Origin of the sequence: Photobacterium sp. WH24, assembly GCF_019204055.1 — a bacterium.
Lineage (GTDB): Bacteria > Pseudomonadota > Gammaproteobacteria > Enterobacterales > Vibrionaceae > Photobacterium > Photobacterium arenosum.
Map to the genome: position 1 here is coordinate 583,534 of NZ_JAGSOZ010000001.1, position 24,226 is coordinate 607,759.

Genomic DNA, 24,226 nt, shown 5'->3' on the forward strand with positions numbered 1-24,226 from the left:
ATAGTGCTTTTTTGCAATTTTATTAAAAAAGTAAAAGAAGATTGTGATCTTCGTTACACTTAAAATGATAGACCAAAACACTATATGTTGGGGTGTTAAGCCATGTGGCAAACAAGATAGTGGTGAGGATACGAATTTGCAAGCTGGTATTTTTTGACCGCTTGTGGATAACATGGGGATGTAAAACGGATAGTTAGTGCGTACTCACCTATTTCATCAGACTTGCCAGTGTCATAGGAAAATGCAAACAAAAAGCACCTGTTTTTTCCGCCGGAAAAATTTTTTTTCCCTTGATTTTTCCTGATTTTCCGCTCTATTTTTGCGTGCAGCATGATTGGTTAAAAAAGGCGCTTTCGTTACGATTATGTTGTTCCAGTATGGGGATGAGTGCGGCGGGTTCAGGTAGGATCGCCTGAGCTTGCCACAGGTCGGGATGATGCTCATCACCTATGTATCCCCATCCTGCGACAGCACCTGGCATGCGTGCGGCTCGCGCGGCAATCATGTCCTTTTCAATGTCACCGACATACAGGCAACTTTCAGGTGGGATGTTAAGGAGCTGGCAGGCATGCCAGAGCGGATCGGGGTGTGGCTTGGCTTTGTCTAATGTGTCGCCACAAACGACAACTTCTGCTTCGGACAAAACAGGGAAGTAGGGAAGCAGGCGCTGAGTGAGAAACTCAGGTTTATTTGTCATTATCCCCCATGGTACTTTATTTTTATTCAAATAGGATAAAAGTGTATCAATTCCACTATACATTGATGTTTTTAAACAAATTTCATCATGGTAGTAATCAAGGAACTGTTGTCTGAGGTGTGTGGGGTTCAGATGCGCGGGTATTGTGCCAAATCCCGCTTTTATCAAGCCATTGGCACCGTAACTGGTATTCGCCTGGATTTGCGCTGCGGTCAGTGGCTGAACATCATAATCTGCAAGCACTCTGTTAGCCGCTCTTGCCATATCCGGAGCGGTATCAAGCAAGGTGCCGTCCAGGTCAAAAAGTACAGCGTCAATCCGATACCCCAACATAGGCCGTGTCCTTATCTCAAAGGCTGATAAAACGTGTGCAATGAATGTGCTTAAAGCATATCAGCAAAAAGGCGAAGTCGTAGGATTATGGGCATAATCCGGGTATTGGATCAAACGAGGCAGAAAGGTGAGGTCAGCCAGACCAGAATGACCAGCCTGGCTGCGGTGAGACAGGTTACTTATTCTGGTTTCACTGTGTGCAGGATATAATTCACGTCCACGTTACGGCCCAGCTTGTAGGTGTCGGTAAGTGGGTTGTAGTGCAAACCGGTAATATGGCGGTCTTCGAGCGCAGTCAGATCAACCATCGCCATCAATTCTGACGGACGAATAAACTTTTTGTGATCATGCGTACCTTTTGGGACCAGTTTCATGACCTGCTCGGCTCCGACAATCGCAAATAAATAGGATTTCATGTTCCGGTTCAGGGTTGAAAAGAACACATGGCCGCCAGGCTTCACCAATCTGGCACAGGATGCAATCACAGAGGCGGGATCCGGCACATGTTCCAGCATTTCCATACAAGTGACGACGTCGTACAGTCCGGGGTGCTGTTCAGCATGTTCTTCAACCGTTTGCTGGATGTAGTCCAGCTTAGTGCCGGTTTCCAAAGCATGCAGACGAGCCACAGTTAATGGCTCTTTACCCATGTCTAGGCCCGTAACATCCGCGCCTTCTCTGGCCATACTTTCGGCCAGAATGCCGCCGCCGCAGCCCACATCGAGGATTTTTTTGCCAAACAGTCCGCCGGCATGGTCGATCACATAGTTTAAGCGCAGTGGGTTAATCTGGTGCAGAGGCTTAAACTCGCCTTCCAGATCCCACCAGCGTGATGCCATTTCTTCAAATTTACTGATTTCTGCCGGATCGACATTTAACTGCTTGGTCATTATTGCTCGCCATTTCCATTGATGTCAGAGCGGGCATTATAGCGAAAGACGGCTGACATGAAATGCTTGTTTGCCTAACCTAGCTCTGTCGCAAGAAAATACAGTGATGCTGGTGCATCTTTGGCCTGTCGCTGTTTTTCTGTATTAAAAACCTTCACTTGATGTCGGAGGATGGCCCAAGGATTGCACAGAAGGACAAGAGTTTATTTTCAATTCGCAAAATTACTCACAAGAAAGGCACTGAAAGGTGTGCCTATTAAGTGGGAAATATGCTATATTCCCGCACCTTGCACGTATAAAAATACGACAGAATCTACCTGAGGGATAGTGGCTCCATGAGCGATCTTGCAAAAGAGATCACGCCGGTAAACATTGAAGAGGAGCTGAAAGGCTCATACCTCGACTACGCGATGTCAGTCATCGTGGGTCGTGCTCTTCCTGATGTGCGTGATGGCCTGAAGCCGGTACATCGCCGCGTACTATTCGCGATGAACGTACTCGGTAATGACTGGAATAAACCATACAAAAAATCTGCCCGTGTTGTGGGCGACGTGATCGGTAAATATCACCCTCATGGTGATAGTGCGGTATACGACACCATTGTTCGTATGGCACAACCTTTCTCCCTTCGTTATATGCTGGTTGACGGCCAGGGTAACTTCGGTTCCATTGATGGCGACTCAGCCGCAGCAATGCGTTATACCGAAGTGCGGATGAGCAAAATTGCTCACGAACTGCTGGCCGACCTGGATAAAGAAACTGTCGACTTTGTTGACAACTACGATGGCACAGAGCGTATTCCTGCTGTGTTGCCAACCAAAATTCCTAACCTGCTGGTTAACGGTGCGTCCGGTATTGCCGTAGGTATGGCGACCAATATTCCACCGCATAATTTGGGTGAGGTGATTGACGGCTGTCTGGCATTTATGGACAACGATCAAATTACCATCGACCAGCTGATGGAATATATACCTGGCCCCGATTTCCCGACAGCGGCGATGATCAGTGGTCGTAAAGGTATTATTGACGCTTATAAAACGGGGCGCGGTAAAGTTTACATGCGCTCTAAAGCCGATATTGAATCAGACAAAAATGGTAAAGAAACCATCGTTGTCACAGAGATTCCCTATCAGGTCAACAAAGCGCGTCTGATTGAAAAAATCGCTGAACTGGTCAAAGAGAAAAAAGTTGAGGGCATCAGTGCACTGCGTGATGAGTCTGATAAAGACGGTATGCGCATTGTTATTGAGTGTCGTCGTGACGCTGTGGCTGAGGTGGTACTGAATAACCTGTATGCACAGACTCAGCTGCAGACTACGTTCGGTATCAACATGGTGGCGCTGGATAAAAATGGCCAGCCTAAGCTTTTCAATCTGAAAGAGATGCTGGAAAGCTTTGTTAACCACCGCCGTGAAGTTGTGACACGTCGTACCATCTTTGAACTGCGTAAAGCGCGTGAGCGTGCACATATTCTGGAAGGTCTGGCGATTGCACTGGTCAATATTGATGAAATCATCGATCTGATCCGTCAGGCGGCGACGCCGCAAATTGCCCGTGAAGGCCTGTTGGCCCGTCCATGGCAATTGGGTGACGTAGCAGCCATGCTGGAACGTGCCGGTGTGGATGCGGCTCGCCCTGAGTGGCTGGCTGCTGAGCTGGGTGTTCGTGATGGTATGTACTACCTGACGGAACAACAGGCACAGGCAATTCTGGATCTGCGTTTGCACAAGCTGACCGGTCTGGAACACGAGAAGATTCTCGACGAGTACAAAGGTCTGTTGACTCAGATCGAAGAGCTGATGCTGATCCTGAGCAGTGCTGAGCGCTTGATGGAAGTGATTCGTGGTGAACTTGAGCTTGCCCGAGAGCAGTTCAATGATGTTCGCCGTACCGAAATCACAGCGGCCAGCCACGATATCGATCTGGAAGATCTGATCACTCAGGAAGACGTGGTGGTGACTTTGTCTCACCATGGCTATGTGAAATATCAGCTGCTGGCTGATTACGAAGCACAGCGTCGCGGTGGTAAAGGCCGAGCAGCAACGCGTATGAAGGATGAAGACTTCATTGAGCGTCTGCTGGTTGCCAATACCCACGATACTATCCTGTGCTTCTCAAGCCGCGGCCGGATGTACTGGCTGAAGGTTTATCAGTTGCCGCAGGCTAGCCGGACAGCACGTGGCAAGCCGATTGTGAATATTCTGCCGCTGGAAGAGAATGAGCGTATTACCGCGATTCTGCCGGTGAAAGAATATGAAGAAGATAAGTTTATCTTCATGGCAACGGCCGACGGTACGGTTAAGAAAACACCGCTGACTGATTTCAGCCGTCCTCGCAGCGCCGGTATTATTGCCGTGAACCTGCGTGAAGGTGACTCACTGATTGGTGTGAATATCACAGACAGCAGCAATGACATTATGTTGTTCTCTGCCGCCGGTAAAGTGGTGCGCTTCTCTGAAGAACAAGTGCGTGGCATGGGCCGTACGGCGGCAGGTGTCCGCGGTATCAAGCTGGCCAATGACGACAAAGTGGTGTCGCTCATCGTACCTGGCAATGAAGGCGATGTGCTGACTGTGACTGAAAACGGTTACGGTAAGCGTACCAGCCTGGAAGAGTACCCAGCGAAGAGCCGTGCAACTCAGGGTGTTGTTTCCATCAAAGTCTCCGAGCGTAATGGCTCTGTGGTCGGTGCAGTTCAGGTACAGGAGGGTGATGAATTCATGATGATCACCAATGCCGGTACTCTGGTACGTACCCGTGTCGCAGAAGTCAGCCGCGTAGGTCGAAATACTCAGGGGGTTACCCTTATCCGTACAGCAGAAGATGAACAAGTTGTTGGTCTTCAGCGTATTGAGGAACCTGAGGATGACGAGTTGCTGCAAGTTGACGGCGAAGAGGTTGTGGCGGAAGTGACAACGGATACCGATGCGGTATTGCCTGAAGAAGGCGATGAAGCCAAAGACAGCAGCGAAGACTGATTGTTAGCTTAACCTTAAAAACGCAGCTCAAGAGCTGCGTTTTTTTATAACATTTTTTTAGCAAAATGCCTCTCTTGTTTGTTTCGCTGGCGTTTATCGGTATTTTTTATTGTTTACTCAACAAAAAAGGTTTTCAGCAACGAATGAAAGGTGTAAAAAAATAAAACACAGATCCGGTTATTCATGATGTTGATAACAGGGTCACCACATTTTCGCAAAGCAGGAGCATGTTTCTCATCATGGATAAGGTTTATAACTTTTGTGCAGGTCCAGCAATGATGCCAGCAGAAGTGTTGGTAAAAGCCCAACAGGAATTGGTGAACTGGAATGGTCTGGGAACCTCGGTCATGGAGATCAGCCACCGAAGTAAAGACTTTATCGCTGTAGCAGAACAGTCTGAGCGCGATTTACGTGACCTGCTGACTATTCCTGACAACTATCATGTTCTTTTCTGCCACGGTGGTGCACGGGCACAATTTGCTGCCGTGCCGATGAACCTGCTGGGCGATGCCACCACGGCGGATTACATTGATGGCGGTTACTGGGCACAGAGTGCTGTTGACGAAGCCCAGAAATATTGCCAGCCGAATGTTATCGATATCACTTGCGAGCGTGATGGCAAAAAAGCGGTTCTGCCGGCGAGTGACTGGGCGCTGACTGAACAGGCGGCCTATGTGCATTTCTGCCCGAATGAGACTATCGACGGTATTGAGATCCGTGACTTGCCGCAGACGGACAAGCCGATTGTTGCCGATATGTCTTCTACCATTTTGTCGCGCAAAATCGATGTGTCACTGTACGGGGTGATCTACGCCGGGGCGCAGAAAAATATCGGCCCTGCTGGCCTGACAATCGTGATTGTTCGTGATGATTTACTGGGTCTGGCCAAAGACATCCTGCCAAGCATACTGGATTACAAAGTGCTGGCAGAGAAAGAATCTATGTTTAATACACCACCCACCTTTGCTTGGTATCTGGCTGGTGAAGTGTTCAAGTGGCTGAAAGCCATCGGTGGCGTAGAAGTGATGCAGGCGCGCAATGAAGCGAAAGCGAAATTGCTTTATGATTTTATTGATCAGTCTGATTTTTATCGCAATGAGGTGCATCAGGCTAACCGTTCATTGATGAATGTTCCTTTCCAGCTGAAAAATGCGGAACTGGATAAAGCCTTCTTGCAACAGGCGGATGCCGCGGGTTTGAAAGCTTTGGCTGGCCACCGTGTGGTTGGCGGTATGCGGGCCTCTATTTATAACGCGATGCCGATTGAAGGCGTGCAGGCGCTGGTCGACTTCATGGCGGTATTCGAACGCGACAATGCCTGAGTAAAGAACCTCTGCCGTCAAGCCGCCTGATAAGGCGGCTTGTTTGTTTATACCTGGCGATTGCCGCTGAAGGTCAGCTGAGCGCCGTGGAAGTGGACTTTGAACAGTCTTCTTCTCAGATCGCAACGGATCGGTTCAGTATTGAAGGGACAGCGCAGTATGTTAATGGCTCGCTGTCTGTGAATGGCGTTGAATTGCTGATGAGCTCAATGGTTCACCTGGATGACGGTCTGACGAAAGCCTCCTCGGACGGGCAGTGGGTTGAGCTGGAATGTTATTTTGATGGCTCGGCCGGCAGCCAGTGTCGTCTGGATGACTAGCGGGATTCAGGCAGTGTAAATGACCCTGTCACAAGGTTTCGCAAGCAGGGCTTATCCCCTGTCTGGCGCGGGATGGCGCGTTTTGAGCCCTGGGATGACTAGCATCACTTCGAAATATTGGTTACTCTGCGGAAACGCAAATACAACAGGATAGAAAAATCACCCAATGGAGAGTTTAACTTTACAGCCAATTCAGCGTATTGACGGGGAAGTGAACCTGCCAGGTTCCAAAAGTGTGTCTAACCGGGCGCTCTTGCTGGCAGCACTGGCGAACGGCACGACGCGTCTGACGAATCTGCTCGACAGTGACGATATCCGTCACATGCTCAATGCTCTCACCAAGCTGGGCGTTTCGTATCAGCTTTCAGAGGATAAAACCGTCTGTGAAGTACAGGGACTGGGTCAGGCATTTCATGCCAAACAGCCGATCGAGCTGTTTCTGGGCAACGCGGGTACGGCTATGCGTCCGTTAGCTGCGGCCTTGAGTTTAGGTTCGGGTGAGTATGTGCTGACCGGAGAGCCGCGGATGAAAGAGCGCCCGATTGGCCATTTGGTCGACGCACTGCGCAGTGCCGGTGCGGATATTACTTACCTCGAAAATGAAGGTTTCCCGCCGCTGAACATTAAGGGAGCCGACCTCAAAGGCGGTGAAGTAGAGATTGATGGCTCAATTTCCAGCCAGTTTCTGACTGCATTTCTGATGACCGCACCTCTGGCGTCAGAAGAGACAGTGATCCGTATCAAAGGTGAGCTGGTTTCTAAACCCTACATTGATATTACCCTGCACATCATGGCGCAATTTGGGGTACAGGTCGAGAACGACAACTATCAGCGCTTTATCGTAAAAGGTGGCCAGCAGTACCAGGCACCGGGTGATTTTATGGTAGAAGGAGATGCTTCTTCCGCTTCATATTTTCTTGCTGCCGCAGCCATTAAAGGCGGTACTGTGAAAGTTACCGGAATTGGTAAATCCAGTATCCAGGGCGATACCCAGTTTGCTGAAGCACTGGCGGCTATGGGTGCTGAGATAGAGTGGGGTGATAACTATGTCATCGCCCGTCGCGGCACGCTTCATGGTGTGGATATGGATTTTAACCATATCCCGGATGCGGCCATGACCATTGCCACAACGGCATTGTTTGCTGAAGGGACGACGGCTATCCGTAATGTCTATAACTGGCGTGTAAAGGAAACGGATCGTTTATCCGCCATGGCAACTGAGCTGCGTAAAGTGGGCGCGACAGTCGAGGAAGGCGAAGATTACATTATCATCACACCTCCGGCGCAGTTGCAGCATGCTGCCATCGACACTTACGACGATCACCGCATGGCGATGTGTTTTTCGTTAGTTGCGCTGAGCGAAGACACACCGGTGACGATTAATGATCCCAAGTGTACCTCAAAAACGTTCCCGGATTACTTTGAGAAACTGGCCGCATTAAGCCATTGATCCACTTCCTCAGATTTGTCCCTGTCACCCAGCTTAAGGCTGGGTGATTTTTTTCCCGACTGGAAGTGCCTCAAGGGCAAATTTACCGTATAATACGGCCCGCGTTGAAACAGCAAGTTTGCTGAAGGTTTAACAAATTCGGAGAATTCTATGTCTACAAACGCACCAGTGATCACTGTTGATGGGCCAAGTGGAGCCGGTAAAGGAACACTTTGCATGCTGTTGGCAGATAAGCTGGGCTGGAATTTACTGGATTCTGGTGCTATTTACCGAGTACTGGCACTGGCAGCAATTCATCATGGTGTAGAACTGGACTCTGAAGCCGCATTGGTTCCACTGGCTGCGCATCTGGATGTGCAGTTCCTTGCAGAAGGCGAACTGGTGAAAGTGATTCTGGAAGGAGAGGACGTCTCTACCACATTACGTACTGAAGACGTTGGCAATGCAGCGTCAAAAGTTGCGGCATTGCCTCGGGTGCGTGAAGCATTGTTACGCCGCCAGCGTGCATTTAGCGGAGAGCCTGGCCTGGTTGCGGATGGACGTGATATGGGTACAGTGGTTTTTCCTAACGCTGAAGTAAAAATTTTCCTGGATGCCAGCGCCGAAGAGCGCGCCAAACGCCGCATGAACCAGTTGCAACAAAAAGGCTTAAGTGTTAACTTTGACAGTCTTTTAAGCGAAATTCAGGAGCGTGATGATCGCGACCGCAACCGTGCTGTTGCGCCATTACGCCCCGCAGCAGATGCTTTAGTGCTAGACTCTACGCATCTGTTGATTGAGCAAGTGACCGAACTGGCGCTGGCTCACATTGAAGAAAAATTGTCGGCTGAGAAATCGGCCTGATGGTATGTCGGTGTCAAGGAATGATAACTGACTTTGTTTTCAACCCCATGCGGTAGGATACCCATGGTTGTTCATATACTGAAGATTATTTAAATGACTGAATCTTTTGCTCAACTCTTTGAAGAGTCTCTAAAAGAAATCGAAACACGCCCTGGCGCGATCGTTAAAGGTACTGTAGTTGCCATTGAGAACGGTTTCGTTCTGGTTGACGCTGGCCTGAAATCTGAGTCAGCTATTCCTGCTGAGCAGTTCAAAAATGCTGCTGGTGAGCTGGAAATCGAAGTTGGCGTTGAAGTTGACGTAGCTCTGGACGCGATTGAAGACGGTTTCGGTGAAACTCAACTTTCTCGTGAGAAAGCGAAGCGTCACGAAGCTTGGATCCAGCTTGAGAAAGCTTACGAAGATGCTGAAACCGTTATTGGTATCATCAACGGTAAAGTTAAAGGTGGCTTCACTGTTGAGCTGAACGGCATCCGTGCGTTCCTGCCTGGTTCTCTGGTTGACGTTCGTCCAGTACGTGACACTGCTCACCTGGAAGGCAAAGAGCTAGAGTTCAAAGTTATCAAGCTGGACCAGAAGCGCAACAACGTTGTTGTTTCTCGTCGTGCTGTTATCGAATCTGAAAACAGCGTTGAGCGTGATGAGCTGCTGGCTTCTCTGCAAGAAGGCATGGAAGTTAAAGGTATCGTTAAGAACCTGACTGACTACGGTGCATTCGTAGATCTGGGCGGTGTTGACGGCCTGCTGCACATCACTGACATGGCTTGGAAACGCGTTAAGCATCCATCAGAAATCGTTAATGTTGGTGACGAAATCAACGTTAAAGTTCTGAAGTTCGACCGTGAGCGTACTCGCGTATCTCTGGGTCTGAAGCAACTGGGTGAAGATCCATGGGTTGCTATCGCTAAGCGTTACCCAGAAGGTACTAAGCTGTCTGGTCGCGTAACTAACCTGACTGACTACGGCTGCTTCGTTGAAATCGAAGAAGGCGTTGAAGGTCTGGTACACGTGTCTGAAATGGACTGGACCAACAAGAACATCCACCCATCTAAAGTGGTTAACGTGGGTGACGAAGTTGAAGTTATGGTTCTGGACATCGACGAAGAACGTCGTCGTATCAGCCTGGGTCTGAAGCAATGTAAAGCTAACCCTTGGCAGCAGTTCGCTGAAGCACAAGCTAAAGGCGACCGTGTAACTGGTAAGATCAAGTCTATCACTGACTTCGGTATCTTCATCGGTCTGGACGGTGGCATTGACGGTCTGGTTCACCTGTCTGACATTTCTTGGAATGTTGCAGGCGAAGACGCTGTTCGTGACTTCAAGAAAGGCGACGAGATTTCAGCAGTTGTTCTGGCTGTTGATGCTGAGCGTGAGCGTATCTCTCTGGGCGTTAAGCAAATCGAAGAAGACCCGTTCAACAGCTTCGTAGCTCTGAACAAGAAAGGTACTCTGATAAACGGTAAAGTGCTTGCCGTTGATGCTAAAGGCGCAACCATTGAGCTGGCTGAAGGCGTAGAAGGTTACCTGCGTGCATCTGAAGCTTCTCGTGACCGCGTAGAAGACGCAACTCTGGTTCTGTCTGAAGGCGATTCAGTTGAAGCGAAGTTCACCGGTGTTGACCGTAAGAACCGCGTTATCAACCTGTCTGTACGTGCGAAAGACGAAGACGAAGAGCAAGAAGCAATGGCTAGCCTGAACCAGCAGGACGAATCTGCATTCGGTAATGCTATGGCTGACGCGTTTAAAGCGGCTAAAGGCGAATAATTTGCCCCAAGGGGGGAAGCATTTTCCCCCTTAACGGTTATACTATTGAGAAACATACTAAAAACGGGGTGATTATGACAAAGTCTGAATTGATCGAAAGGCTGTGCAGCCAACAAACTCATCTTTCTGCCAAACAGGTAGAAGATGCGATCAAGGAAATCCTTGAGCATATGGCAACAACCCTTGCTGAAGGGGACCGTATTGAAATCCGTGGCTTTGGTAGTTTCTCTTTGCATTACCGTGCACCGCGCGTAGGGCGTAACCCGAAAACCGGTGATAAAGTGGAATTGGACGGCAAGTACGTTCCTCACTTTAAACCTGGTAAAGAGTTACGTGACCGCGTGAATGCACCGAATGCAGGATAATCGTATTTAGCACGAAAAAACGGCATGCTGTAAGTATGCCGTTTTTTTATGTCTGTTGATCATGGTCTGATGAGTCGTTTTACTGCATAATCTAATCATCAAGTTTTTGATCTAGTGAGAGGATTCACGATGAAAATAGTAGGCATTATTATCTTGATAGCGTGTTTTTTACTAACGCTGGCGCTGGGTGCGCAGAATCAGGTGATGGTTGACTTCGATTTTCTGATAGCCAAAGGACAATTTCAGCTATCTACGCTTTTAGGTGCGACCTTCGGTATTGGATTTGCAATTGGTTGGTTGATTTGTGGCTCTATGTATCTGAAAGCCCGCTTCACAAAAAATCGTTTAACAAAAAAAGTCGCCAAACAAGAAAAAGAACTAGAGCAGTTGCGTTCTGTAGAGACCGCCAAGGAATAATCACTTCATGCTAGAGCTGTTGTTTCTGTTACTTCCTATTGCCGCAGCATATGGCTGGTACATGGGTAACAGAAGCGCGAGTAATAAGCGGCAGGAAAAGTCTCATCACCTGTCACGCCAATATGTGACAGGCCTGAACCTGCTGCTCTCTGATCAGTCTGATAAAGCTGTCGATTTGTTTATTGAATTATTACAGGTTGATAGTGAAACGATAGATACTCACCTTGCCCTGGGGAACCTGTTCCGTAGCCGGGGTGAAGTTGATCGCGCTATTCGCATTCACCAAAACCTGATTGCCCGCCCGAACCTGACTATTGACCAACGTAACCTGGCATTGCAACAATTGGCTAAAGACTATATGGCTGCCGGGTTCTTCGATCGCGCAGAAAAAATCTTTGAGCAGTTGCTGGACGAGCCTGATCACAGAGAAGGGGCGTTGCAGCAGTTACTGACGATTTATCAGCAAACCCGAGAATGGGATAAAGCGATCGAAATGGCCAGTCAGTTGGTCAAGATGGGTAAAAATAAGCTCAGGCATGATATAGCGCATTATTGGTGTGAGCTGGCCATGCTGGAACTGAGCGCGCATAATTCAGAAAAAGCCAAGCAACTGCTGAAGAAAGCACTGTCTGCCGACAAACACTGTGTACGTGCCTCAATCAGCACCGCCCGGATTCTTATCGCTGAAAAGAATTATAAATCTGCAGCGCAGCAGCTGGAAAAAGTCGCCGAGCAGGATGTGGATTACATTAGTGAAACCCTGCCAATGTTGCTGGAATGCTATGAAGCGACTCACAATGAGGATGGCTGGATAAAGTATCTTCACCACTGTGTTGACAACCATGCCGGGGCGACCGCTGAACTGATGCTTGCGGATGAGATTGCTCGTCATGAAGGCGCTATCATGGCGCAATCCTTTATGACGCGACAACTGCTGAAGAACCCAACGATGAAAGGCTTCTATCAGTTGATGGATTATCATCTTGATGAAGCAGAAGAAGGCCGCGCCAAGGACAGTTTGTCCACGTTGCGCAGCCTGGTCGGTGAACAATTGAAAATGAAACCACATTATCGTTGCGGTAAGTGCGGTTTTGAAAGTCATTCACTTTACTGGCAATGCCCGTCCTGCAAAGGGTGGGGGGCAGTGAAACCCATTCGAGGACTGGATGGGGAGTAATGGCGACAAAGAGAATGTAAATTTGAAAGGGCTGATCACTGTGCGTGCTGGCCCTTTCTTTTGAAGATAGCAATGCAGAACAGAAGTCTAGGAGAAAGCATGTTAGACCCAAAAGTGATAGTGGCACTGGATTACCCTACTCAGGATGCGGCACTGGCCTTTGTTGACCGCATTGAGCCAGGCAGTTGCCGACTGAAAGTAGGCAAAGAAATGTTTACTTTGTTTGGGCCGGACTTTGTGCGTAAGTTACACGACAAAGGCCATTCCGTCTTTTTGGATCTTAAGTTTCACGATATCCCGAATACCTGTTCCCGTGCGGTGAAAGCGGCGGCCGAACTCGGGGTGTGGATGGTGAATGTACACGCCAGTGGTGGTGAGCGCATGATGAGCGCCTCTCGTGAGATTCTGGAGCCTTACGGTAAAGACAGGCCGCTGTTGATTGCCGTCACTGTGCTGACCAGCATGGAAGCACAGGACTTGGCCGGGGTGGGTATCTCCTGCTCACCAGAAGAACACGTACTGAATCTTGCGACTCTGACCAAGAACAGTGGGCTGGATGGCGTGGTATGTTCAGCACAGGAAGCGAGTCTGCTGAAGGCAAATCTGGGTGCTGAATTTAAACTGGTGACGCCGGGAATTCGCCCTGCCGGCAGTGCCGCGGGTGATCAGCGCCGTGTGATGACCCCTGCAGAAGCGGTGAAAGCAGGGTCAGATTATCTGGTCATTGGTCGTCCTATCACTCAGGCTGACGATCCGGCAGCAGTGCTGGCCGAGATCAACCGCTCTCTTCTGGCGTAATTTTCTCTTCCTATACTGCCTCTGTCTCTCTATGTCATCCCCGCTCCGGCGGGGTTGTTTTTACAGCACTTCAGGATGTTTCTTACACTTTTACTTGTAAGTACAGATAATAAAGCCGTAGAGAGCATGTGCTGGACTGGCAATCTCCACTCTGGCGGTTGGTTGGGATTGCCATATTGATAGGGGTGATCGTTGGTTTGCAGCATGACTGGCTAACCCGTAATCAACCAGAAGGGCAGCGTGCATTCGGACCTGTTCATTGGCCGGCTTTCTGCGAGGGCTGATTGGTCATCAGGCGGGCATTTATTCGGCTGTTGATCTGAACATTACTGACTCTCAGTTAAACATGAATCTTCGCTGAGCGGCTGCTGGTCCGGGTGCTGCGATCGTGCGACGGCGCCGTAAAGTGACTGTCCAGCAGCTTCTGAGTCAACGGGTGCTGTGGCGCACTGAACACCTCCTGCGTTGCACCCTGTTCCACTACTTCTCCTTTTTGCATCACCATCAGCTTATCGCTGAAATGCTTAATCACGCCCATATGCTGAGAAACATAGATGTACGACAGCCCCATTTCCTGCTGGAGATCGAGCAGCAGGTTAATGATCTGAGAGCGTACTGACATGTCCAGCCCATTGAGTGCTTCGTCTGCCACGATAATACAAGGCTGCAGAATCAGCGCGCGAGCCAGTGATACCCGCTGTTTCTGACCGGTTGCCAGCATTTGCGGGTAGAAATAGGCATGTTCCGGCAGCAAACCGACACGCAGCAAAGTGGCCTTGATACGGTTTTCGCGCTCCTGCGGCGTCATGCTGGTATTACGTTTCAGTGGCCCTTCCAGGAGCTGACCAATTTGAATCCTTGGATTCAGCGAGGTATTCGGATCCTGAAATATCATGCGAATCAGCTTACAGCGGGTTTTGTAATCCTCGAAAGCCAATGGCTCGTCGTTGACCCTGATTTCACCGCCCGAGGGGTCGACAACGCCTGCCAGCATCTTAGCCAGAGTCGATTTACCTGAACCATTTTCACCGATCAGAGCCAGGGTTTCACCCACCTCCAGGTTGAAAGATACCGGTTTGACAGCTTCTGAGCTGCGGCGGCGGAAAAAGCCGGAACGGTGGTGGTATTCTTTTCTCAGGTCAGTCACTTCCAATAGGGCACTCATGATTTAGGCTCCGGCATATTCAGCGGGAAATGGCAGCTGTATTTATGGTTTTTGACTTTCTTGCGCTTAGGGATTTCCACACACTTACGCTGTGCATAGGGGCAGCGCGGTCCCAGCCGGCAACCGATAGGCAAATGCTGCAACGGTGGAATCGAGCCGGGCAGCGTGGTGAGTTTACTCTTATGCGGAATATCCTGGCTGAAATCAGGCATGGCCTGCAGCAAGGCGATCGTATAAGGGTGGTGCGGCGTGGTCAGTAACTGTTTACGGCTGCCGGATTCAACCGCCTGTCCGCAGTACATCACTGTGATCCGGTCGGCCCACTGGGTGACCGTTGTCAGGTCGTGGCTGACCAGCAGTATAGTGGTGTTATTGAGCTGGTTCATCCGGCTCAGCAAACGGAAAATCTGCGCCTGTGTGATGGGGTCCAGATCGTTGGTGGGCTCATCGGCAATCAATAACCGTGGCCGGTTGGCAATGGCCATCGCTATCATGATTTTCTGGCACTCACCGTCAGTCAACTGATAGGGATAACTGCTCATAACGCGTTTATGGTCTTTTATGCCGACCTTGTGCAGCAGGGCTATCGCCTGTTTCTGACGCCAGTGGAAGCGCTGCCAGAAGGTACCATTGAAAGAGCTGCGCGGAATGGCTTCTTCCAACTGCTGGCCCACATGCTCAGAGGGATCAAGGCAGGAAGAGGGTTCCTGAAAGATCATCGCAATTTCGCGGCCCACCACTTTGCGGCGTTCGCGCGGAGACAGTGCCTGAAGATCAATATCGCCAAGGCGTAAGCGGTCGGCACTGACCCGCCAGTTGTCTTTAGTGACACCGGCGATAGCCTTCGCGACCAGACTCTTACCTGACCCTGACTCGCCAACCAGTCCGCGAATTTCACCTTCATTCAGTGTCAGGCTCATGCGCTCAACGGCTTTGACCATGCCCTGAGGCGTTTCAATTTCAATGGTGAGGTTTCGTATATCGAGCAGTGGCATCAGTCGACTCCTGCATTAATTGCCTGACGGAGACCTTCTCCTACTAAGTTTACCACTAAGATGCTGAAGGTGATGGCCAGGCCGGGCAGGGTCACTGTCCAGGGTGCCAGATAGATCAATTCGATGGAATCACCCAGCATGGCGCCCCATTCCGGTGACGGAGACTGTGCCCCCAGCCCCAGAAAGCCCAGCGCCGCGATATCTATCATGGCGATAGAGATCGCCCGGGTCAGCTCACTGATAATAACGGGCTGAATATTTGGCAAAACAGAGTAGTACAGCAGGTAGAAACTGTTCGCACCGTCTAGCCGCGCTGCAATGATGTACTCTTTTTCCATCTCATCGTGGACAGCAGAGTATATCGCACGGATAAAACGCGGGATCAGCGCCAGCCAGATTGCCAGCAGAATACTGGTCATGCCGGTACCCATGTAGGCAATGATGATAATGGCAAGCAGCAGCGACGGTATCGACAACACAGTATCCAGTACGTGGTTAAGGATACTGGACTTCAGCCCGCGAGTCATACCTGCCAGTACGCCTATGATTATGCCCAGGATCGCCGAAGCCAGTGCCACAAGCAGCGCGTAGCCAAAGGTCAGCTGGCTTCCCAGCAGAATTCGGGTGAAGAGATCGCGGCCCAGATCATCAGTACCGAAGAAAAATTCCACATGTCCACTGGCGTCCCAGGAAGGGGGCATCAGAAACTCGCCCACTTGCTCTCCCGGCCCGTAGGCAACCATTAACGGGGCGAAGATTGTTATCAGCAGCAGGAAGCCAAGGCACCACAATCCAAACACCGCCAGAGAATTGGCCTGATAATTTTGCCAGGCCCGTTCCCATTGCGTCGGAATCTTATGTTCCTGATATATATTATTTGATGGCATACCATTCCTTACGGGTCAGTGGGTTCACCATAGCGCCCGCCAGGTCAGAAAGAATGTTCGCGAACAGAATGAATCCACCGACAGTAATCACACCGGCCTGAATGGCTACATAGTTTTGTGTGGCAATGGCGTCCAGCAACCAGCGGCCTATACCGGGCCAGTTGAAAATGGACTCTGTTAACATGGCGAAGGTCATCATGGTTGAAAACTGCATCCCCAGTTTGGGGATAATTGGCGGAATGGCATTTTTCAGGGCATGCCGGATGATGATCTCCCACATTGACAACCCTTTGGTTTGCGCAACCCTAATGAAGTTTTGCTGCATGACATCGGCAACAGAAGCACGGGTCAGACGTATCACTTCGGTCGTTGGTGCTATGGCCAGCACTAATGTCGGTAATACCAGATGGCGGATGACATCGATCAGTGCGGCTGAACGATAGCTCACGTCAGACAGAAACACATCGATCAGGGCAAAACCTGTCACGGAATCAATCTGGTAGAGCAAGTTATAGCGCCCGGCAACAGGCAGCCAGCCAAGCTTGAGCGAAAACAGCATAATAAACAGCATGGCCAGCCAGAATAACGGCAGGGAATAACCCACCAGTGTCAGGGATGAAATGCAGGTATCCACCCAACGGCCACGCTTGACGCCTGCCAGTGTGCCAAGCGGGATGCCAACAATCAGCGACAGAATAAAGGCGAAAAAGCACAGCTCCAGTGTGGCAGGGAACACCTGGAGAATCTCTGACAGAATAGGTTGCCCTTCCTGATTCAGCCCGAGGTTACCCACCATCAGGTTATCGAGATACAGCAGCCAGCCGGGCCAAAATTCGTGAAGATTCCAGTAGCTGGACGGCTCAATACGTAAAATGCTGTAGCCGATCAAGGTGAGTATGAACAGGGTGATCAGAAACAGATTCAATCGGCGAATGGTATAGATAAACATCAGTTATTCGCTCCGGTACACATTAGAGAATGAGCGAGTACCGAACGGACTCAGATGCAGCCCGTGCAGAGATTTATGGTGGATCTGATAATGAATACCGTGCGCCAGCGGAATAATCGGCACTTCGTCGCGTAATATTCCCTGAGCATATTGGTAGTAGTCCATGCGTTGATCCAGCTTAGTGGTGCGTGACGCCAGTTCCAGCAGGTTATCAAACTGAAGGTTGCACCAGTTAGCGACATTCAGGCCAGCTTGCTTGGCGCTGCACGACAGCAGCGGGCGCAGGAAGTTATCCGGATCGCCATTATCCGCCACCCAGCCAGTCAGGGTCAGATCTATGCCTTTCTGGGCCACCGAACCTGGCCGGAGCGGTCTGTCCTGTAACAGTAAGGTGACATCAACCCCCACTGCCCGTAAGTCAGCCTGGATTAACTCGGCCGTTTTGCGCGGGCTGGGGTTGTAAGGCCTGGGTTCCATTGGAACGGCAAGGATCAGGTGCAGGTTATTACTGTAGCCAGCCTCTTTCAGCAATGCCATGGCTGTGTCCGGGTCATAATTGACGTCTGCCAGATGAGCATCATGTGCCCAGGACATGGGCGGCAGCAATGTTTTGGCCTTGGTACCCGTGCCGTAGTAGACAGAATCAAGCAGGTTCTCACGGTTAATGGCCAGATTGAGCGCCTGACGTACCCGAACATCCTGTAAAGCGGGGATATTATTATTGATGGCCAGAAAAGCAACGTTCATGGCTGTCTGGGCAATCAGTTCGAAGTCCGGGTTATTTTTAATCACAGGTAACTGACTGGCAACCGGCGAGGAGAGAACATCACACTCATGATTGAGAAGCTTGGCCAGTGATCCTGTGCCGCGAGACGAAATATCAAACACCACCTGATTCATGAAAGGCGCACCACGCCAGTAAAAAGCATTACGTTTCAGCCGGATCAAATCATGCGGATGATATTCAGCCAGATAGAATGGGCCAGTGCCTACCGGTTTGGTATCAATGTAGTCAGGATGGCCTTCACGCAGCAGCTGATCAGCGTATTCTGCTGAATGAATGGCCGCGTACGAACTCGACAGGGTAGATAAAAAGGCATTGTCAGGCCGAGTGAGAGTGAATCTCACTGTGCTGGTATCAAGGCTATCAATACTGTCAATCAGCTGGCCGAATGACTGACTTTCGAACCAGGGATAATGACCGCCAGAGACAGAATGATAAGGGTGCTTGGGGTCGATTACCCGCTTAAAGCTGAATACCACGTCTTCGGCATTAAAGTGCCTGGAAGGTGCAAAATTTGCGGTCTGCTGAAAGCGGACATCTTTTCTGAGAGTGAAGGTGTACTCCAGACCGTCCTCACTGACGCTCCAGCTGCTGGCAAGCGCAGGTTGCGGCAGATGACTGATAGGATCAAGCTGGAGCAGACGGTCAAAAACCTGAGCGGCCAGACTGTCTGCGGTATGTCCGCCATCGGTTAACTGCGGGTTAAAGGTCCAGGGTGTATCCTGACCACAATAAATAAACCCCCATTGGCGTATGGTGTTATCGTGTTGTGGCTGTGAACAGGCCGTCAAACCCAGCAATCCGGCACAGGTGAGCAGCAATCGGAAACAGGCGTTCATAACAACGCTCTTATCTAAATGGTGTCGAGAAAAAACAAGTGGCTAAATTTACCACTTTCCGTGCCAAGCACCAAGGTATCTCCTTCAATATCCAGTGTGTTTTTATCCGAAGGTCCTTTTTCTATTCTTCCAGATTACTGCCCACCATATTATGTTTACGCAGTAAGCCCCTGAGTTGATGGTAGCTTAATCCCAACAGTTGTGCGGCTTTTCGCTGGTTGTACTTGGCTTGCGCCAGAGCATGGTTAATTAACGCAATTTCCTGTTCGGTCTGATACTGACGTAAATCCAGCGGTAACACAGGCAGAGCATTAACGGACTGAGTACTGTTTTCTGAGTCGTCGTTTTCTTGATCAGAGTCATTAGCTGACCAGGGTGACTGAAACGGGTCCAGTACAATATCCTGTATTGGAAGATCCTCATTTGACTGGCGGAACACGGAACGCTCTACGGTATTTTTCAACTCTCTGACGTTACCGGGCCATTGGTAAGCCAGTAAAGTGCGCTGGGCTTGTTGACTGAATCCGGCAAAGTAGCTGAATCCCATTTCCCGGCACATGCGCACGGCATAGTATTCAGCCAGTGGCAGAATGTCTTCCTGGCGTTCACGAAGTGGCGGAAGATGTATGATATCGAAGGCGAGTCTGTCCAACAGATCCGCTCTGAACTTGCCGGCTTCGGCCATCGCCGGCAGATCGGCATTGGTGGCACAAATCAAACGGACATTTGCCTGGCAGGTTTTGCTTCCTCCCACCCGTTCGTATTCCCCGTATTCAATGACACGGAGCAGTTTTTCCTGAATGCCCATCGGAGAGGTGGCCAGCTCATCCAGAAACAGCGTTCCTCCTTCCGCCCGCTCGAACCTGCCCTGATGGCGGCCTTTGGCGCCGGTAAAGGAGCCGGCTTCATGGCCGAATAATTCAGAGTCTATGATGCCGTCACTCAGTGCGGCACAGTTTAACGATACCAGAGGCTGATCCCAGCGCTTTGATAAATAGTGGATACGCTGGGCAATCAGCTCTTTGCCTGTCCCGCGTTCACCAAGAATCAGTAAAGGGCGTTCAAGCGGAGCCAGACGGGATGCATGATCCAGGGCTGCCAGAAAGGGTTCAGATTCACCGATCAGATTGTCTGTTTTTTGCATCAGGTTATCCGTTACTGTGTAGAAAATGAATATATGCCCAACTGGCGAGAGGTTGCCGGGAGGCACAATACTGGTGTGGTGAATTTCACCAACTCTTGGTGTAAACACTCATAAGATAGCAGCGAGAATCTGTATCTGCAAAGGTAAATGTCTGAAATTACGGCTTTTTAAAAGTTGGCACGGCTCTTGTAATAAGAGTTACAGGCAGATTGCTATCTGGTGAAATGACATATCACAATGCTTGCAACCCGACATGTGTGGTTGCAGCGATGAAAGGAGAGACATAATGGGTATTTTTTCTCGTTTTGCGGACATTGTAAACGCCAACGTGAATTCGCTGTTGGACAAAGCTGAAGATCCGCAAAAAATGATCCGCCTGATCATTCAGGAAATGGAAGACACGCTGGTGGAAGTCCGTACTTCTTCGGCCAAAGCGATGGCAGATAAAAAAGAGCTGTATCGTCGTATTAACAGTCTGCAATCACAGTCTGAAGACTGGCAGAACAAAGCTACACTGGCACTGCAGAAGAGCCGTGAAGATCTGGCACGCGCTGCGCTGATTGAAAAACAGAAAATCAGCGATGTGGTACTGACGCTGCAGGAAGAATATAAGCTGGTGGAAGAAACCATCGAAAAGCTGGCAACAGAAGTGGCTGAACTGGAGCGTAAGCTGCAGGAAACCCGCGCCCGGCAGCAAAGCCTGGTGGTGCGTCATCAGGCTGCAGATAATCGTCGTGAAGTCCGCCGCCAGCTTGATACCGGTAAAGTGGAAGAAGCCTTGTCTAAATTCGAGCAGTACGAACGCCGTATTGATGAAATGGAAGCAGAAGCTGACAGCTATAATATAGGCCAGGGCAAAAGCCTGGAGCAGGAATTTGCAGACCTGCAGGCGCAGGATGACATTGAAAAAGAGCTGGAACGCCTGAAAGCGGGCATGAAAGACAAAGAATAACGTCTCAAAAGGAGAGTGTGCATGTCCATGGGATTTATTGTAGGGCCGTTGATTGTCTTTCTGGTGTTTGTTGCGCCACTGTGGCTGATTTTACACTACCGCAGTAAGCGTCAGACGGCACAGGGGCTGTCAGGTGAAGATACTGACAAATTACAAGGGCTGGTGGTCCGTGCTGAGCAAATGCAGCAACGTATTGTGACACTGGAAAAAATACTTGATGCGGAAGCGCCACACTGGAGGCAGAAGCCATGACGAAAACCTTATACCGTGATCCGAAGAACGGCAAGCTGGGCGGGGTTTGCGCCGGGATCGCCGAATACTTCGGGGTGGAGGCCTGGGTTGTCCGTATTCTGACTGTGTCTGCCTTTCTGCTGGGTATCGGGTTCTTTGTGACGCTGGCTTATATCGCAGCTTGTCTGTTTCTCGACAAGATGCCGGAAGAGCGTCAGATTCAGCAGCATGCTTATAAAGAGCACACAGTGAAACAGAAACCCTGGCAGTCGGGACAGTCGCCGTCGCAGCTATTGGATAATATTGAAAATGAGTTTGATCAGATGGAAGGCAAGCTCCGCGACATGGAAGCCTATGTCACCTCATCGGCATTCAATGTAGAAAAAGCGTTCAAACAGCTTTAATTTATCGGTCAAGTGTTACGAAAAGCAGGCAGTGGCCTGCTTTTCTGTTGCGTATCAGCCAATAACAACCAAAAGGGCAGGATATGATTCATTTGGGGCAAGAGCTCAACAAACTGGTAAACCGTGGCCTGGACAGGCATGTGCGTCTGGCGGTGACAGGATTGTCCCGAGCCGGTAAAACGGCCTTTATTACTTCGCTGGTGAATCAACTGCAGCATGTCAGCACCAACCCGCGGCTGCCACTGTTTCCGGCCGTCAGTGACGGTCATCTGCTGGGCGCGCGCCGTGTCCCTCAGGTTGATATGCATGTACCGGCTTTTGGTTACGAAGAAGGCATGCAGGCTTTGCTGCAATCGCCCCCGCACTGGCCGGAACCGACCCGGGACGTCAGTCAGATACGTATGGCGCTGCGCTTTAAACCGCAGAAAGGCCCGTTAAAACTGCTGCAGGATACCGCCACTCTGTATCTGGATATCATTGATTATCCTGGTGAGTGGCTGCTGGATCTGCCGTTACTGGAAATGGATTACCTGGCCTGGTCAAAACAGCAGGCTCGGTTGATGACTGGCCGCCGTCAACAGCTGGCAAGTGACTGGCTTGCTGCAGGCGAGACACTGGATCCCTTCGCGCCGGCTGACGAACAAGCATTGGCGCTTCTGGCGGCGACCTTCACCGACTATCTGTTCAAGTGTAAAGCAGAAGCCGGGTTGCACTGGGTTCAACCAGGACGTTTTGTGTTACCCGGTGAACTGGCAGGGGCACCGGTGTTGCAGTTTTTCCCGTTTATGTGGCTGGAAAAATACACCGAAGCCCAGTTAAATGAAGCGGGTGACGACACCAATATCGGCTTGCTGAAACGCCGCTACAAGTATTATCAGCAGCACGTGGTGAAAGGCTTTTACCGGGAGCACTTTTCCCGTTTCGACCGACAGATCATTCTGGTCGATTGCCTGCAACCGCTCAATGCCGGCCGCGAATCGTTTAATGATATGCGCCATGCACTCAATCAACTGATGCAGAGTTTTCATTATGGCAGAAGCTCCTTGTTACGCCGCTTGTTTTCGCCTCGTATCGATAAAGTGCTGTTTGCGGCGACCAAGGCCGATCACATTACCCCGGAGCAACATCCGAATCTGGTCAGCCTGTTACAGCAAATGGTCAATGAAGCCTGGCAAACGGCTTCTTTTGAGGGCATTAACATGAGCTGTACCAGTCTGGCTGCCATTCAGGCCACGGAGCCGGGCTTTGTGGATCATCAGGGCAAGCAGGTGCCGGCACTGCGGGGGCATACCTTGTCAGGACAGGCACAGACAGTGTTTCCTGGCGAAGTGCCGCGCAGACTGCCGGATGATGCTTTCTGGCAGGCGCAGGGGTTTGACTTTGTCAGTTTCCGTCCGCTGCCACAACAAAGCGATGAGCCCTTGCCGCACATTCGTATGGACAAAACATTGGCGTTTTTGCTGGGAGATAAACTGCGATGACTAAGCCGTATCAAAGCAAAATTGTGTTTGATGAGAAGGACGCCGAGCCGCCAGGCCCGGATCTGAAAAGTCGGCTGGAATTTGCCGGGCAGGACAGCTTTTTGCCCGCCGCAGCCGAAGAGGAATCTGACTCGCAGGCCGAAGCGCAATTGGAGAAAACGCTGGGAAAATCGTCTTCCCGGGGACGCTGGCTGAAAACCTTGCTGCTGGGCGGCATCGGACTGACGATGTGGCAGAGCGTTGATTATGTTGCCAGCGCCTATCTGAGCGGTGACTGGTTGTCACTGGGCTGGAGTGTGCTGGTGGCCTCGGTAGCTGCAACGGGTATCGGTGTGCTTGGCCGTGAATGGCTCAGGCTACGCCGCCTCAAAGATCGCCAGACAGAACGCGAGCAGGCTGAAATGTTACTGGCCGCCGAGGGCATCGGGCAGGGGAAAGCATTTTGTATCCGCCTGGCCAAGCAAGGTGCAATTTCGGCTGAGAACCCGGGTTACAGCCGTTGGCAGGCGTCTTTGGCGGCAACACATAATGATGCGGAAGTGCTGGCCATGTATGACCAGCTGGTGCTCAGTCAGCAGGATAAGCAAGCCAAAAAGCTGGTGGTTAAATATGCGCGGGAAGCCGCCCTGATGGTCGCGGTCAGCCCGTTAGCGATTGCTGATGTGTTGCTGGTCGCCTGGCGGAATTTTCGTCTGATTGATCAGATAGCGGCAGTCTATGGTATCGAGCTCGGCTACTGGTCGCGTATTCAGTTGTTCAAGCTGGTATTGAAAAATATGGCCATAGCCGGTGCCAGTGAGCTTATCACCGACAGCAGCATGGATATCTTGTCTGTGCATCTTGCCGGTCGACTGTCTGCCAGAGCCGCGCAAGGATTGGGTGTGGGTTTGTTGACGGGCCGTCTTGGCCTTAAGGCCATGAATCTGATGCGTCCGTTACCCTGGCAACCGGAACAAGCCCCGGCATTGAGTGATATTCGTCGTGACTTACTCAGCCGACTGGGCGGGGATAAAGCAGAAAAACCGGCAGACTGATGCCCTG

23 protein-coding genes are annotated in these 24,226 nt (G+C 50.5%); 15 read left to right on the top strand and 8 right to left on the bottom strand.

Annotated elements, in window-relative coordinates; translation table 11 throughout:
* Window positions 1-313: 313 nt before the first annotated feature.
* Both KCG43_RS02570 and ubiG read right to left on the bottom strand, forming a co-directional pair.
* Window positions 314-1,030, bottom strand: a complete 717-nt coding sequence (locus KCG43_RS02570) for an HAD family hydrolase (RefSeq protein WP_225445107.1) — start codon at window positions 1,028-1,030, stop codon at window positions 314-316.
* Between the two features lie 179 nt (window positions 1,031-1,209).
* The gene (gene ubiG / locus KCG43_RS02575) at window positions 1,210-1,920 is read right to left on the bottom strand and encodes a bifunctional 2-polyprenyl-6-hydroxyphenol methylase/3-demethylubiquinol 3-O-methyltransferase UbiG (protein ID WP_192015315.1); all 711 of its coding nucleotides are present in this window, start codon (window positions 1,918-1,920) and stop codon (window positions 1,210-1,212) included.
* A 335-nt stretch (window positions 1,921-2,255) separates the two neighbouring features.
* On the opposite strand from ubiG, the gene gyrA reads away from it, so the two are divergent.
* The 10 genes from gyrA (at window position 2,256) to pyrF (ending at window position 13,354) form a co-directional block, all read left to right on the top strand.
* Window positions 2,256-4,898: a DNA topoisomerase (ATP-hydrolyzing) subunit A gene (gene gyrA / locus KCG43_RS02580; protein ID WP_218383110.1), complete on the top strand. Its 2,643-nt coding sequence runs from the start codon at window positions 2,256-2,258 to the stop codon at window positions 4,896-4,898.
* 239 nt (window positions 4,899-5,137) lie between these two features.
* Window positions 5,138-6,220 carry a 3-phosphoserine/phosphohydroxythreonine transaminase gene (gene serC / locus KCG43_RS02585; protein ID WP_218383114.1) on the top strand — a complete coding sequence of 361 codons (1,083 nt, stop codon included), beginning with the start codon at window positions 5,138-5,140 and terminating at the stop codon, window positions 6,218-6,220.
* Between the two features lie 86 nt (window positions 6,221-6,306).
* Window positions 6,307-6,540: a hypothetical protein gene (locus KCG43_RS02590; RefSeq protein ID WP_218383116.1), complete on the top strand. Its 234-nt coding sequence runs from the start codon at window positions 6,307-6,309 to the stop codon at window positions 6,538-6,540.
* Window positions 6,541-6,706: 166 nt separating this feature from the next.
* The gene (gene aroA / locus KCG43_RS02595) at window positions 6,707-7,990 is read left to right on the top strand and encodes a 3-phosphoshikimate 1-carboxyvinyltransferase (RefSeq protein WP_218383118.1); all 1,284 of its coding nucleotides are present in this window, start codon (window positions 6,707-6,709) and stop codon (window positions 7,988-7,990) included.
* A 150-nt stretch (window positions 7,991-8,140) separates the two neighbouring features.
* Entirely contained in the window at window positions 8,141-8,833 is a 693-nt protein-coding gene (gene cmk / locus KCG43_RS02600; RefSeq protein ID WP_192015320.1) for a (d)CMP kinase, read from the top strand.
* Between the two features lie 93 nt (window positions 8,834-8,926).
* Window positions 8,927-10,597 carry a 30S ribosomal protein S1 gene (gene rpsA / locus KCG43_RS02605; RefSeq protein WP_192015321.1) on the top strand — a complete coding sequence of 557 codons (1,671 nt, stop codon included), beginning with the start codon at window positions 8,927-8,929 and terminating at the stop codon, window positions 10,595-10,597.
* Window positions 10,598-10,671: 74 nt separating this feature from the next.
* Window positions 10,672-10,962 carry an integration host factor subunit beta gene (gene ihfB / locus KCG43_RS02610; protein WP_027253366.1) on the top strand — a complete coding sequence of 97 codons (291 nt, stop codon included), beginning with the start codon at window positions 10,672-10,674 and terminating at the stop codon, window positions 10,960-10,962.
* A gap of 129 nt (window positions 10,963-11,091) precedes the next feature.
* On the top strand, window positions 11,092-11,379 hold the full coding sequence (locus tag KCG43_RS02615; protein WP_046219696.1) for a LapA family protein: 288 nt from the start codon (window positions 11,092-11,094) through the stop codon (window positions 11,377-11,379).
* Between the two features lie 7 nt (window positions 11,380-11,386).
* The gene (gene lapB / locus KCG43_RS02620) at window positions 11,387-12,556 is read left to right on the top strand and encodes a lipopolysaccharide assembly protein LapB (RefSeq protein WP_192015322.1); all 1,170 of its coding nucleotides are present in this window, start codon (window positions 11,387-11,389) and stop codon (window positions 12,554-12,556) included.
* A 99-nt stretch (window positions 12,557-12,655) separates the two neighbouring features.
* Window positions 12,656-13,354 (top strand): orotidine-5'-phosphate decarboxylase, encoded by a 699-nt coding sequence (pyrF, locus tag KCG43_RS02625; RefSeq protein ID WP_192015323.1) that lies wholly within the window; start codon window positions 12,656-12,658, stop codon window positions 13,352-13,354.
* A 340-nt stretch (window positions 13,355-13,694) separates the two neighbouring features.
* On the opposite strand, the gene KCG43_RS02630 is transcribed toward pyrF, so the two are convergent.
* The 6 genes from KCG43_RS02630 to pspF all read right to left on the bottom strand — a co-directional run bounded on the left by KCG43_RS02630 (window position 13,695) and on the right by pspF (window position 20,117).
* Window positions 13,695-14,519, bottom strand: a complete 825-nt coding sequence (locus tag KCG43_RS02630) for an ATP-binding cassette domain-containing protein (RefSeq protein ID WP_192015324.1) — start codon at window positions 14,517-14,519, stop codon at window positions 13,695-13,697.
* Window positions 14,516-15,514 (bottom strand): oligopeptide/dipeptide ABC transporter ATP-binding protein, encoded by a 999-nt coding sequence (locus KCG43_RS02635; protein ID WP_192015325.1) that lies wholly within the window; start codon window positions 15,512-15,514, stop codon window positions 14,516-14,518. The genes KCG43_RS02630 and KCG43_RS02635 overlap by 4 nt, the downstream gene beginning before the upstream one ends.
* The gene (gene sapC / locus KCG43_RS02640) at window positions 15,514-16,401 is read right to left on the bottom strand and encodes a putrescine export ABC transporter permease SapC (protein ID WP_192015326.1); all 888 of its coding nucleotides are present in this window, start codon (window positions 16,399-16,401) and stop codon (window positions 15,514-15,516) included. Before sapC ends, KCG43_RS02635 begins: the two co-directional genes overlap by 1 nt.
* Complete coding sequence (locus KCG43_RS02645; protein WP_192015327.1) at window positions 16,388-17,350, bottom strand: ABC transporter permease subunit; 963 nt, start codon at window positions 17,348-17,350, stop codon at window positions 16,388-16,390. Before KCG43_RS02645 ends, sapC begins: the two co-directional genes overlap by 14 nt.
* Before the next feature lie 3 nt (window positions 17,351-17,353).
* A complete protein-coding gene (gene sapA / locus KCG43_RS02650) occupies window positions 17,354-18,973 on the bottom strand; it encodes an ABC transporter substrate-binding protein SapA (protein WP_218383120.1) in 1,620 nt (539 codons plus the stop codon).
* Window positions 18,974-19,094: 121 nt separating this feature from the next.
* Window positions 19,095-20,117, bottom strand: coding sequence for a phage shock protein operon transcriptional activator (pspF, locus tag KCG43_RS02655; protein ID WP_218383122.1), 1,023 nt, complete (start codon window positions 20,115-20,117; stop codon window positions 19,095-19,097).
* Window positions 20,118-20,403: 286 nt separating this feature from the next.
* On the opposite strand from pspF, the gene pspA reads away from it, so the two are divergent.
* The 5 genes from pspA (at window position 20,404) to KCG43_RS02680 (ending at window position 24,219) form a co-directional block, all read left to right on the top strand.
* On the top strand, window positions 20,404-21,069 hold the full coding sequence (gene pspA, locus KCG43_RS02660) for a phage shock protein PspA (protein ID WP_218383126.1): 666 nt from the start codon (window positions 20,404-20,406) through the stop codon (window positions 21,067-21,069).
* 21 nt (window positions 21,070-21,090) lie between these two features.
* Window positions 21,091-21,321 carry an envelope stress response membrane protein PspB gene (pspB, locus tag KCG43_RS02665; protein ID WP_027253354.1) on the top strand — a complete coding sequence of 77 codons (231 nt, stop codon included), beginning with the start codon at window positions 21,091-21,093 and terminating at the stop codon, window positions 21,319-21,321.
* The gene (pspC, locus tag KCG43_RS02670; RefSeq protein WP_192015331.1) at window positions 21,318-21,704 is read left to right on the top strand and encodes an envelope stress response membrane protein PspC; all 387 of its coding nucleotides are present in this window, start codon (window positions 21,318-21,320) and stop codon (window positions 21,702-21,704) included. The genes pspB and pspC overlap by 4 nt, the downstream gene beginning before the upstream one ends.
* A gap of 83 nt (window positions 21,705-21,787) precedes the next feature.
* On the top strand, window positions 21,788-23,185 hold the full coding sequence (locus KCG43_RS02675; RefSeq protein WP_192015332.1) for a YcjX family protein: 1,398 nt from the start codon (window positions 21,788-21,790) through the stop codon (window positions 23,183-23,185).
* Complete coding sequence (locus KCG43_RS02680; protein ID WP_192015333.1) at window positions 23,182-24,219, top strand: YcjF family protein; 1,038 nt, start codon at window positions 23,182-23,184, stop codon at window positions 24,217-24,219. Before KCG43_RS02675 ends, KCG43_RS02680 begins: the two co-directional genes overlap by 4 nt.
* Window positions 24,220-24,226 lie beyond the last annotated feature (7 nt).